The organism is Streptomyces colwelliae (assembly GCF_048158785.1).
Classification (GTDB): domain Bacteria; phylum Actinomycetota; class Actinomycetes; order Streptomycetales; family Streptomycetaceae; genus Streptomyces.
This window is the reverse complement of record NZ_JBLTJC010000335.1, coordinates 1-11,506: the sequence shown is the minus strand read 5'-3', so window position 1 is coordinate 11,506 and position 11,506 is coordinate 1. Positions and strand designations below refer to the sequence as shown.

The window sequence follows — 11,506 nt, the reverse complement described above, 5'->3', positions numbered from 1 at the left end:
GTGGGAAGACAATGGGCGACTGGACCTCGTCAGCGGTCACCGCCGGATGCCACCCGCACCGCCCGAGCGCCCGCACCAACGCCCGGACCATCAAGGGGTCGAACTGCGTACCGGCACAGCGCGACAACTCCTCCAGCGCAACAGACACCGGCCGAGCGCGACGATAGGACCGAGTGGACGTCATCGCGTCGAAGGCGTCGGCGACAGCGACTACCCGCGCGGACTCCGGGATCTGACTCCCCAACAGCCCGTACGGATACCCGCTCCCGTCCAACCGCTCATGGTGGTGCAGGACCGCCGCACGAGCCTCCCCCAGAAAACCGATGCCCCGCACCATCTCGTGCCCGTACTCGGGATGCAGTTCGATCACCCGCCGCTCCTCGGGAGTCAACGGCCCGTCCTTGCGCAGCAACCGCGTGGGAACGCCCAGCTTCCCCACGTCGTGCAGGATCCCGGCGAAGCGGAGCACTTCCACCCGCGAGTCGTCCATCCCCAGCTCCCGCGCGATCATCATCGACGCCTGCCCGACCCGCTCACTGTGCCCGCGGGTGTACCCGTCCTTGATGTCGACGGCCTGGACGAGGGCACGGATGGTGGCCTGATGCGCGGCACGCTCCTGGTGGTACTGGGCGAACACCCACCAGGACACCCCCATCGGCAGCAGCACGAGCAGCGCGGCCACAGGGCCGTAGGGACTGCGCCACAGGACGGCCATCATCAGCCCGGCGAGCCCGTGCACGCCGATGGGCGCCAGGGACCGTAGGAACAGCCCCCGCCAGGCCCGTCGTACGGGCATCCGCTCGGCCAGCGCGAGAATCCCGCCGTCGAGCACGGTGAGGACCAGACAGAAGGCGAGGACGGCGGCCAGCGCGGGCACCAGCGCGTACGGGAAGTCGGACGCGACGACGGCGTTCCGCCCGCCCAGCGCCCAGTGCACACGTGCCGCCGCCCACACGCCCAGCGCGAGCTGCGCGGCCCGCCAGCTGCGCCGCAGCCAGGGCGAGCCCTGCTCGACACGGGAGAACAGCGCCCCCGGCAGCGGTACGAGCGCGGCGGCGGGCGGGGGGAGAAGAAAGGCCGCGGCTAGCAGGACCGGGTAGAAGGTGCCCGCGAAGCGGCGCCGGGCGACCTGCTCGCAGCCAGCGTACAGCGCGGCCAACAGCGCGACCGCCCACCAGGGTGCGTGGACGGCCGGGAGCGGAAGCAGGCACCACAGGGCACCGGCGACGACACAGACGACGTACGCACGTGCCCGTGCCGGTGTCGCCTCCATGGCTGACGCCCTCCCCCCGACCATGCCTGTCCAGGCCGAGGAGCCTAGGGCGGTCGGGGGAGAGCTGCGGGCGTATCACCCGCGGATTAGCACGTTCGAGTGACGATCGCCCGTTCAGGACACCGAGGACATCGTCAGGAGATCAGGACTCCTGTGGGGCGGCCGTCAGGTCGTGCTCGGGCACGGCCTGCCCGGAACGGATCAGGTCGAGCCGCCCCAGGACCTTGGCCCGCAGGTCGGTCGGCACGTCGTCCTGCCCGCAGCAGCGCTTGACCAGCTTCTTCACGGCCTCTTCGAGCCCGTACTTCTCCAGGCACGGCGAGCACTCCGTGAAGTGCTGCTTGAACTTGGCGCGGTCGACGTCCGGCATCTCGCTGTCGAGGAACTCGTAGAGATGGTCGAGGACCTCACTGCAGTCCGTTTCGTGCGGCTCTCCGCAGCTCATGAGCCCGAGCCTTTCGCTTCGTTCGACTCTCCGGCACCGGCCGGGACCAGTCCGCGGTCACGCGCGTAGTCCTCGAGCATGCCGCGCAGTTGACGACGGCCCCGGTGCAGCCGGGACATCACCGTACCGATGGGTGTCCCCATGATGTCCGCGATCTCCTTGTACGCAAAGCCCTCGACGTCCGCGAGATAGACGGCGATGCGGAATTCCTCGGGGATCGCCTGGAGCGCTTCCTTCACGTCCGAGTCGGGCAGGTGGTCGAGCGCCTGCGACTCGGCGGAGCGCAGACCGGTCGACATGTGCGACTCGGCACGCGCGAGCTGCCAGTCCTCGATCTCCTCGGCCGCGGAGCGCTGGGGTTCACGCTGCTTCTTGCGGTACGAGTTGATGAACGTGTTGGTGAGAATCCGGTACAGCCACGCCTTGAGGTTGGTGCCCTCGCGGAACTGGTGGAAGGACGCGTACGCCTTCGCGTACGTCTCCTGCACCAGGTCCTCGGCGTCGGCCGGGTTTCGCGTCATGCGCAGCGCGGCCGAGTACATCTGGTCGAGGAATTCGAGCGCGTCCCGCTCGAAGCGCGCGCTGCGCTCCGAGGTCGATTCCGGTGTGACCTCGCTCGTGCCCTGGCCCTCGGGCTGCTCCGCCTGGCCGTGTTCGGTCCCTGCGTCGGTACCGGGAACCGGACCCACCTCCTCAAGATTCCGGGCAGCACCGAAGCCGATGCCACCAGAATCGGAGGATAGACGACGATCCGGTCCGCCCGCCGCCCCAATAGGGGTGGCCTTGGTCGCGTGCAGCACCGACCAGTCCAGGTCGGAGCGGCTGCTACGGGCCGGGCAGAAGGTCGAACCCATGCGGCGGACTTCCTTTCTACGACTCTCTGTGTTCGCCACAACAGTGGTAGGGGCCCCGGCATTCCCGCCCTTTACCCGAGTGTTCGAGTCCACTCCACCACGCGCCCCGTGATGATCTCCAGCGCCTCGTCCTGCCCGATCTCCGCCCGCTTGGGCACGGCGAAGCCATGATCGCCGTACGGCACCTCGACCAGTTCGAAGTCGCCGTTCGGGAACTCCGCCGGTTTCCCGAAGGGGTCGTTCCCGCCCTGCACGACGAGCGTGGGCACCCCGGCGCCGAGCAGTTCGCCGGCCCGCGACTTCTCGGGCCTGCCCGGCGGATGCAGCGGGAAACTCAGGGCGAGGACGGCGGCCGCGCCCAGCTCCGTAGCCGTACGACAGGCCACGCGTGCTCCCGCGCTACGGCCCCCGGAGATCACCGGCAGGCCGGGCTTCGCGACCGCCGTCCAGATCCCCCGCCACCCCACGTCGAGCGTCTTGGGCGCGGGCGCCACCTTCTTCCCGGCGACCCGCCACGGCTGCTCGACCAGCGCGACGGTCACACCGTGCGCGGGGAGTACGGCGGCGAGGGCCTGGAGATCCCGTGCCTCGATGCCACCGCCGGCGCCATGGCTGACGGCGAGGACGAGCCGCGCCTTCCTGGCCGGGTGCCAGGTGACGCGGGCGGTCCCCGCGTCGGTCTCGATGATCTCGCTGGAAATGATCTGGCTCACGCTAGAAGAGTGTGCCCTCCTCGGGCCCCTCCAGCTCCTTCAGCAGCTCCGGCCCGTTGTTGCGGACGTTGCTCACGGCCGTGGAGACCGGGTAGGCGCGCATCAGCCCGGCGGGCGGCGGGGCGAGCAGCTCGCGCAGGTCGTCCGGGTCGGTGCGGGAGGGGTCGAGCCAGGAGTCCCAGCGGTCCGGGGTGAGCATCAGCGGCATCCGGGGATGGATGTCGGCCAGCGCGTGCGGCCCCTCGGCCGGGGGCACCGCCAGCGGGGTCGTCTCCGCCTCGGTCGTGATCACCGAACAGGTGACCCACCAGGCCAGCGGATGGTCGTCGGGCAGGGTCCGGTCCCGCCAGAACTCGTACAGCCCGGCCATCGCGAACACCGACCCGTCGGCGGGCAGCACGAAGTACGGCTGCTTGCGCTGCCGCTTCTTCTTGCCCTCGACCTCCAGCTCCCGCTCGTCCTTGGCGGTGACCCACTCGTAGTAGCCGTCGGCGGGGATGATGCAGCGCCGGGTCGAGAAGGCGCGACGGTACGACGGCTTCTCGTGCACGGTCTCCGCGCGGGCGTTGATCATCCGCGCCCCGCCCTCGGGGGTCTTCGACCAGCTCGGCACGAGCCCCCACTTGAGCTTGCGCAGCTGGCGAACCGGCTCAGGGCTGTCCGCGTCCTTAAGTGGACGGTCGAGGACTGCATAGACCTCTTTGGTCGGGGCCACGTTGTAGTCGGGGGCCAGAACCTCCTCGGGCTCCCACTTCTCGATCTCAAAGACTCCTGCGAGATCCTCGGGCCCACGACTCGCTGCATACCGTCCGCACATACGTGCCAGACTGCCAGATTCGACGACACCCACGGGAGCCTCCGCCACCAATGGACAGCACCGCAATCACCTCGATACCCGCCCTCTGGGACGAGGTCTTCGGCAGCCAGCCCGACCCGGATCTGTGGGTGGTGATCGCCACCATGGTCGCCGCTCTGGCCGTGGTCGTCCCGCACGGCGTGTGGCGCCTCTCCCGCAATGCCATCACCATCGCGCACGAGGGCGGCCACGGCCTGGTGGCCCTGCTCACCGGCCGCACCCTCACCGGCATCCGCCTCCACTCCGACACCAGCGGCCTCACGGTCAGCCGGGGCAAGCCGCACGGCCTCGGCATGATCCTCACGGCGGCCGCCGGCTACACCGCTCCCCCGCTCCTGGGCCTGGGCGGCGCGGCCCTCCTGGGCGCCGGCCACATCACCCTCCTCCTGTGGCTGTCGACCCTCCTCCTGATAGCCATGCTGGTGATGATCCGCAACGCCTACGGCGCCCTCACGGTCATCCTCAGCGGCGCGGCCTTCCTGCTCGTGTCCTGGCTGACGGGCCCCCAGGTGCAGGCGGCGTTCGCGTACGCGGTGGTGTGGTTCTTGTTGCTGGGGGGAGTCCGCCCGGCGTTCGAGCTCCAGGCGAAGAGGTCGAGGGGCGGCGCGGGCGACTCGGACGCGGACCAGTTGGCGCGACTGACCCACGTGCCAGCGGGCTTGTGGCTGTTCCTCTTCCACCTCGTCTCCCTGTGCTCACTGATAGGCGGGGGACGATGGTTGTTGGAATGGTGACTAGCCCCGAAGGGGCAGTCACCAGGGGCGCGGGGCTGTATCTAATTGCGGCTCCGCCGCGCGGGCGCGACCAGCCACGACGGCGCGGCACTCGACAGACGGCCTACTTATACAGTGGGCCCATGGCCCCGAACGACGCACAAACCGCCCTCTGGCCCGCCCCGCACGCCCGCGGAGCCGTCGACGCGACGGTCCACGTCCCCGGGTCCAAGTCGGTAACCAACCGCGCCCTCGTCCTCGCCGCCCTCGCCAGCGAACCGGGCTGGCTGCGCCGCCCCCTCCGCTCCCGAGACACCCTCCTGATGGCTGGCGCCCTCCGCGCAATGGGCGTAGGCATCGAGGAAGGCGTAGGCACAGAAAAGGGCTCCGGAGAGTTCTGGCGAGTCATCCCCTCGGGCCTGCACGGCCCGGCCACGGTCGACGTCGGCAACGCCGGCACCGTGATGCGCTTCCTGCCGCCGGTCGCCGCTCTGGCCGACGGCCCCATCCGCTTCGACGGTGACCCGCGGTCGTACGAACGCCCCCTGCACGGAGTGATCGACGCCCTGCGCGTCCTCGGTGCCCGGATCGACGACGACGGCCGGGGCGCGCTGCCGCTGACGGTGCACGGCGGGGGCGCGCTGGACGGCGGCCCGGTGGAGATCGACGCGTCCTCGTCGTCGCAGTTCGTGAGCGCCCTGCTGCTCTCCGGACCGCGCTTCAACCAGGGTGTCGAGGTCCGGCACATCGGCTCCTCGCTCCCTTCGATGCCGCACATCCGCATGACGGTCGACATGCTGCGCGCGGTCGGCGCCCAGGTGGACACCCCGGAGTCGGGCGGCGAGCCCGACGTCTGGCGGGTGACCCCGGGCGCGCTGCTCGGCCGGGACCTGACGGTCGAGCCGGATCTGTCGAACGCCCAGCCGTTCCTCGCGGCGGCGCTCGTCGCCGGCGGCAAGGTCGTCGTACCGGACTGGCCGGCGCGCACCACCCAGCCCGGCGACCGGCTGCGGGAGATCTTCACCGAGATGGGTGGTTCCTGCGAACTCACCGAGTACGGGCTGGAGTTCACCGGTTCGGGTGCGATCCACGGCATCGACGTGGACCTGGGCGAGGTCGGCGAACTGACCCCGGGTATCGCGGCCGTGGCCGCCCTCGCCGACTCCCCCTCGACCCTGCGGGGTGTCTCCCACCTGCGCCTGCACGAGACGGACCGGCTCGCCGCGCTCACCAAGGAGATCAACGAGCTGGGCGGCGATGTGACCGAGACCGCCGACGGTCTGCACATCCGCCCGCGCCGGCTGCACGGCGGAATCTTCCACACGTACGAGGACCACCGCATGGCCACCGCGGGCGCGGTCATCGGCCTCGCGGTCGAGGGCGTGCAGATCGAGAACGTGGCGACGACGGCGAAAACCCTTCCGGACTTCCCCGACCTGTGGACCGGGATGCTCGGGAGCGATGGGGCGTAGGGGACACACGCCATGCGTCGCTACGGCAAGAACACCGACGAGGACGACATCCGCCAGCGCCCGAACCGCAAGGGCAACCGGCCGCGCACGAACATCCGCCCCAAGCACGAGGAAGCGGTCGAGGGCATGGTCCTCACCGTCGACCGGGGCCGGCTGACCTGTCTGGTCGAGGACCGGGTCGTGATGGCGGTCAAGGCCCGCGAACTGGGCCGGAAGGCGGCGGTGGTCGGTGACCGGGTCGGCATCATCGGGGACCTGTCCGGCGACAAGGACACCCTCGCCCGCATCATCCGCATCGAGCCGCGCACCTCGGTGCTGCGCCGCACGGCCGACGACGACGACCCGTACGAGCGCGTGGTCGTCGCCAACGCCGACCAGCTCGCCATCGTCACCGCCCTCGCCGACCCCGAGCCACGCCCCCGCCTGATCGACCGCTGCCTGGTAGCGGCCTACGACGGCGGCCTCGACCCACTCCTCGTCCTCACCAAGTCGGACCTGGCCCCACCCGACCAACTCCTGGAGATGTACGGCGCGTTGGGCGTCCCCTACGTCGTCACGAGCCGGGAGGAGCTGGAGAACGGCACCGCGGTGGAGCGGGTCCGCAAGCAGCTCGACGGCAAGATCACGGCGTTCGTCGGCCACTCCGGTGTCGGCAAGACGACCCTCGTGAACGCGCTGGTCTCGCTGGAGCGGCGGCGCAGCACCGGCATCGTCAACGCCGTCACCGGCCGCGGCCGGCACACCACGACCTCGGCACGCGCGATCCCGCTGCCGGACGACTCCGGCTGGGTCGTCGACACCCCGGGTGTCCGTTCCTTCGGCCTGCACCACGTGGACCCGTCCCGGGTGATCAAGGCCTTCCCCGACCTGGAGCCCGGCACCGAGAACTGCCCGCGCGCGTGCAGTCACGACGAGCCGGACTGCGCGCTGGACCAGTGGGTGGCCGACGGCCACGCGGACCCGCAGCGGCTCTATTCGCTACGGCGGCTGCTGGCCACCCGTGAGCGAACCGAGGGCGACTGATCACCGTCTGACCACCGCGTGTTTGTGGGGACTCAAGTTCGGTAAGTGCATAATCGCACCGAGCCGGACAAACGGGAGGACAGCACATGGCGTGGCTGCTGGTTGTCGTGGCCGGAATTCTGGAGACCGGGTTCGCCGTGTGCCTGAAGCTGTCCCACGGCTTCACGCGCCTGTGGCCGACCGTCGCCTTCTGCACCTTCGCCCTGGGCAGCTTCGGCCTGCTCACCCTCTCCCTGAAGAAGCTCGACGTGGGCCCCGCCTACGCCGTGTGGACCGGCATCGGCGCGGCCGGCACCGCGATCTACGGCATGGTCTTCCTCGGCGACCTGGTGTCGACGCTGAAGCTCGTGTCGATCAGCCTCGTCATCGTCGGCGTGATCGGCCTCCAGCTGTCGGGCTCCGCGCACTGATTCATTTCGCTGGGCTTTATTTGGCTGGGCTCTATTTGGCCGGGCCCAGCGCACTGCGTACCAGTTCGCCCACGCCCCCCTCCCCCGGCGGCGCCGCCACACAGGACAGGGCGAGCCGGACGACGAGTTCGCAGGAGCGGGCCAGATCGGCGGTGTCCGGCCTGGCCGCGCCGGGGCCGGCGAGCGCCGCTACGGCGCGGTCACGGACGACGGCCACGAAGTCACCGGGTGAGGGCAGCGGCCCGTCGGCCCGGCGCTGTGCCGGTACGGCGGAGGAGGACGGCACACCGGACAGGGTCGGCGAGGGCAGCCGTTCGCTCCAGCAGCCGGTGAGCATCGCTCGTACCAGCGCGTTCTCGCGGGCCGCCGACGTGGTCCACTCGGCGGTCGCGGTCAGCCGCTCGCGGGCGTCGCTGTGACTCCCGAGCGCCCGCTCGACACCGACGAGATACCCGTCGGCCTCCCGTCTGACCAGCGCCCGTGCGAGCCCCTCCTTGCTCCCGAACTCGTTGTACAGCGTCTGCCGGGACACTCCGGCGGCGGCGGCCACGTCCACCATCCGTACGGTGGACCACGACCGGCGGGCCAGCGCCGTATAGGCGGCGTCCAGCAGGGACTCCCGCGCTGCAGGCATCATTCGCCTCCCGGGGACGAGCGGCTCTGCGCCCAGATTTGACGCGCGCGGGAGCACTGTCAAGGGTTCGCGGCGGTGCCGGGGGGCGCACTTCGGCCATTGCGCGCGGGAGTTGGGCCGCGGTCCGGGGACCGGTGCCGGGCGGGAGCCGGCCGCGGCGCGCCCTGAGGGCCCCGGCCGGTGATCCCCGACCTCCCGTTTCGCCCACCGGACCCTGTAGCCCCGGCGCGACCCCTGAAGATACGGTTCACGCATGGCCGACTATCACGATGACCTGCGCCTCGCCCACGTCCTCGCGGACGCCGCCGACGCCGCGACGACCGCGCGGTTCAAGGCGCTCGATCTCAAGGTCGAGACCAAGCCGGACATGACTCCGGTCACCGAGGCCGACAAGGCCGCCGAGGAACTGATCCGCGGCCACCTACAGCGCGCCCGCCCGCGCGACGCGGTCATCGGCGAGGAGTACGGCAGCGAGGGCACCGGCCCGCGCCGCTGGGTGATCGACCCGATCGACGGCACCAAGAACTACGTACGCGGCGTCCCGGTCTGGGCCACGCTGATCTCCCTGATGGAGGCGGCGGAGGGCGGCTTCCAGCCCGTCGTCGGCCTGGTCTCCGCACCGGCGCTGGGCCGCCGCTGGTGGGCCGCGAAGGGCCACGGCGCCTACACGGGCCGCAGCCTGTCCTCCGCGTCCCGGCTGCGCGTCTCCCAGGTCTCGAAGCTGACGGACGCCTCCTTCGCGTACTCCTCGCTCACCGGCTGGGAGGACCAGGGCCGCCTGGGCGGCTTCCTCGACCTGACCCGCGAGGTGTGGCGCACGCGCGCGTACGGCGACTTCTGGCCCTACATGATGGTCGCCGAGGGCGCGGTGGACATCTGCGCCGAACCCGAACTCTCCCTCTGGGACATGGCGGCCACCGCGATCATCGTCACGGAGGCCGGCGGCACCTTCACAGGCCTCGACGGCCACCCGGGCCCGCACAGCGGCAACGCGGCCGCGTCGAACGGCATCCTGCACGACGAGTTCCTGGGGTATCTCAACCAGCGTTACTGACCACCACAAGACGCCCGCACACGCCCCCAACCGGCCACGCACGCCCCCTTGTTGACCCGTGCTTTACCTGCGACTCTGAGAGCGCCCCCACTTGTGAACTTGTGAATCCGGTAACTAGCGGACCCACGGCCGGCAAGCGACGGACCGGGGTCCGCGAAGCGACACGGATTCCCCAGGAGGTGACCTCATCCCATGCCGCACCCGCACCCTTCGCCGCAATCCATGCTGGTCCGCGACGCCATGAGCACGGTGGTCCTCACCATCGGCCCCGACCACACCCTCCGCCAGGCAGCCGCCCTGATGTCCTCGCGCCACATCGGCGCGGCCGTGGTCCTCGACCCGGACGCCGGCGGCATCGGCATCCTCACCGAACGCGACATCCTCAACTCCCTCGGCCGGGGCCAGAACCCGGACACCGAGCGCGCCCACGCCCACACCACCACCGACGTCGTCTTCGCCACCCCGGCCTGGACCCTGGAGGACGCGGCCAGCGCGATGGCCCACGGCGGCTTCCGCCACCTCATCGTCCTGGACCGCGCCGAGCCCGCCGGCATCGTCTCGGTCCGCGACATCATCCGCTGCTGGGCGCCGGCGCGGCAGCAGGTACCGGCCTGACGGCCGACCCGGGGTAGCCCGAGGCGACCTGAGGCGACCCGACCAAGCGATTGGACTAAGTCCAAGTCCAGCAGCCCTCCAAAGTCACACCTATTCGGAAACTGGTCATCCTGCTGTTAGGCTGACGAGCATGAGTGACCTTCTGGAGCGGCTGCGCGGACGCGGATGGCGGATGACCGCACAGCGGCGCGTCGTGGCCGAAGTGCTCGACGGCGACCACGTCCACCTGACCGCCGACGAGGTCCACTCCCGCGCCGTGGCCAAGCTCCCCGAGATCTCCCGGGCGACGGTCTACAACACGCTGGGCGAGCTGGTCTCGCTCGGCGAGGTCCTCGAAGTCTCCACCGACAAGCGGGCCAAGCGCTACGACCCGAACGCGCACAGCCCGCACCACCACCTGGTCTGCGCCCAGTGCGGCCAGATCCGCGACGTCCACCCGGGCGGCAACCCGCTCGCCGACCTCCCCGACTCGGAGCGCTTCGGCTTCACGGTCTCGGACGTCGAGGTGACGTACCGCGGCCTGTGCCCGAACTGCGCGAGCGCGTAACGACCGTCGCAGACCCCGCAAGCCCCGGCACCGCACAACGCGGCCGCCGGGGCTTCGCGCTGCACGCACCCTTCTTCCTGCTGCGCGCACCCTTCCTGAATCTGACGCACCGTCATATCGTCGTGCGGCACCCCCCACCCGTGCCGAACTCCGCGAGGAGCAACCGTGGGAGACCCGCACCCAAAACTCCACGCCACCCAACTGACCCGCACCTTCGGCCGCACCCCGCACCAGGTGGACGCGCTCGGCCCCCTCGAACTCACCGTCGCCCCCGGCGAGTTCGTCTGCCTGGTGGGCCCGTCCGGCTGCGGCAAATCCACCCTCCTCCGCATAGCCGCGGGCCTATTGCGCCCCACCACAGGCAGCCTGGAGATCCGCACGTCAAGCCTGCGCCCGGCGGCCATGATCTTCCAGGACTACGGCATCTACGACTGGAAGTCGGTCAAGGCGAACGTCCGCTTCGGCCTGGACATCCAACGCGTCCCGCACCGCGAGGCGAACGCCCGCGCCACCGAGTGGCTGACCCGTCTGGGCCTCGCCGACTTCGCGCACGCCTACCCGGCGACCCTCTCAGGCGGCATGCGCCAGCGCGTGGCCATCGCCCGCGCACTCGCCGTAGAACCCGAACTCCTGCTGATGGACGAGCCGTTCGCCGCCCTGGACGCGCAACTCCGCACGATCCTCCAGGACGAACTCCTCGACCTCACGCAGACGTTGCACACCACCACCCTCTTCATCACGCACAGCCTGGAGGAGGCACTGGTCCTGGGTGACCGCGTCCTGGTGATGTCCGCCCGCCCGGGCCGGATCATCGCCGAACACCGCCCGCCGTTCCCCCGCCCACGCACCGGCGACATCCGTGACACCTGTCTCTTATAGACATCTGCCGCTGCAGCC

The 11,506-nt window shown here is 70.6% G+C and carries 14 protein-coding genes; 8 read left to right on the top strand and 6 right to left on the bottom strand.

Annotated elements, in window-relative coordinates; translation table 11 throughout:
* The 5 genes from ACNFOC_RS42325 to ACNFOC_RS42305 form a co-directional block, all read right to left on the bottom strand.
* Positions 1 to 1,273, bottom strand: a 1,273-nt coding sequence (locus tag ACNFOC_RS42325; protein ID WP_416964332.1) for an HD-GYP domain-containing protein, incomplete at its 3' end; no start/stop codon positions are given.
* 142 nt (positions 1,274 to 1,415) lie between these two features.
* A complete protein-coding gene (rsrA, locus tag ACNFOC_RS42320; protein WP_033282062.1) occupies positions 1,416 to 1,718 on the bottom strand; it encodes a mycothiol system anti-sigma-R factor in 303 nt (100 codons plus the stop codon).
* A complete protein-coding gene (gene sigR / locus ACNFOC_RS42315) occupies positions 1,715 to 2,407 on the bottom strand; it encodes an RNA polymerase sigma factor SigR (RefSeq protein WP_327407085.1) in 693 nt (230 codons plus the stop codon). The genes rsrA and sigR overlap by 4 nt, the downstream gene beginning before the upstream one ends.
* A gap of 236 nt (positions 2,408 to 2,643) precedes the next feature.
* The gene (locus tag ACNFOC_RS42310; protein WP_416964333.1) at positions 2,644 to 3,273 is read right to left on the bottom strand and encodes an alpha/beta hydrolase family protein; all 630 of its coding nucleotides are present in this window, start codon (positions 3,271 to 3,273) and stop codon (positions 2,644 to 2,646) included.
* Positions 3,274 to 3,286: 13 nt separating this feature from the next.
* Positions 3,287 to 4,102 (bottom strand): SOS response-associated peptidase, encoded by an 816-nt coding sequence (locus ACNFOC_RS42305; protein WP_416964331.1) that lies wholly within the window; start codon positions 4,100 to 4,102, stop codon positions 3,287 to 3,289.
* A 50-nt stretch (positions 4,103 to 4,152) separates the two neighbouring features.
* Here ACNFOC_RS42305 and ACNFOC_RS42300 point away from each other — a divergent pair, with 50 nt between their 5' ends.
* From ACNFOC_RS42300 to ACNFOC_RS42285, 4 genes are all read left to right on the top strand, one after another.
* Entirely contained in the window at positions 4,153 to 4,875 is a 723-nt protein-coding gene (locus ACNFOC_RS42300; protein WP_416964330.1) for a M50 family metallopeptidase, read from the top strand.
* Between the two features lie 122 nt (positions 4,876 to 4,997).
* Positions 4,998 to 6,326, top strand: coding sequence for a 3-phosphoshikimate 1-carboxyvinyltransferase (aroA, locus tag ACNFOC_RS42295; protein ID WP_416964329.1), 1,329 nt, complete (start codon positions 4,998 to 5,000; stop codon positions 6,324 to 6,326).
* A 12-nt stretch (positions 6,327 to 6,338) separates the two neighbouring features.
* The gene (rsgA, locus tag ACNFOC_RS42290) at positions 6,339 to 7,349 is read left to right on the top strand and encodes a ribosome small subunit-dependent GTPase A (RefSeq protein ID WP_416964328.1); all 1,011 of its coding nucleotides are present in this window, start codon (positions 6,339 to 6,341) and stop codon (positions 7,347 to 7,349) included.
* 86 nt (positions 7,350 to 7,435) lie between these two features.
* Positions 7,436 to 7,759, top strand: coding sequence for a DMT family transporter (locus ACNFOC_RS42285; protein ID WP_416964327.1), 324 nt, complete (start codon positions 7,436 to 7,438; stop codon positions 7,757 to 7,759).
* Positions 7,760 to 7,790: 31 nt separating this feature from the next.
* Here the strand turns inward: ACNFOC_RS42285 and ACNFOC_RS42280 are convergent, their stop codons facing one another.
* Positions 7,791 to 8,396, bottom strand: a complete 606-nt coding sequence (locus ACNFOC_RS42280) for a TetR/AcrR family transcriptional regulator (RefSeq protein WP_416964326.1) — start codon at positions 8,394 to 8,396, stop codon at positions 7,791 to 7,793.
* A 250-nt stretch (positions 8,397 to 8,646) separates the two neighbouring features.
* On the opposite strand from ACNFOC_RS42280, the gene hisN reads away from it, so the two are divergent.
* The 4 genes from hisN to ACNFOC_RS42260 all read left to right on the top strand — a co-directional run bounded on the left by hisN (position 8,647) and on the right by ACNFOC_RS42260 (position 11,488).
* Complete coding sequence (gene hisN / locus ACNFOC_RS42275; RefSeq protein ID WP_406122275.1) at positions 8,647 to 9,447, top strand: histidinol-phosphatase; 801 nt, start codon at positions 8,647 to 8,649, stop codon at positions 9,445 to 9,447.
* A 222-nt stretch (positions 9,448 to 9,669) separates the two neighbouring features.
* Entirely contained in the window at positions 9,670 to 10,062 is a 393-nt protein-coding gene (locus tag ACNFOC_RS42270; RefSeq protein WP_416964325.1) for a CBS domain-containing protein, read from the top strand.
* Positions 10,063 to 10,192: 130 nt separating this feature from the next.
* Positions 10,193 to 10,609, top strand: coding sequence for a Fur family transcriptional regulator (locus ACNFOC_RS42265; protein WP_406122306.1), 417 nt, complete (start codon positions 10,193 to 10,195; stop codon positions 10,607 to 10,609).
* Positions 10,610 to 10,774: 165 nt separating this feature from the next.
* Complete coding sequence (locus tag ACNFOC_RS42260) at positions 10,775 to 11,488, top strand: ABC transporter ATP-binding protein (protein WP_416964324.1); 714 nt, start codon at positions 10,775 to 10,777, stop codon at positions 11,486 to 11,488.
* Positions 11,489 to 11,506: the final 18 nt, after the last annotated feature.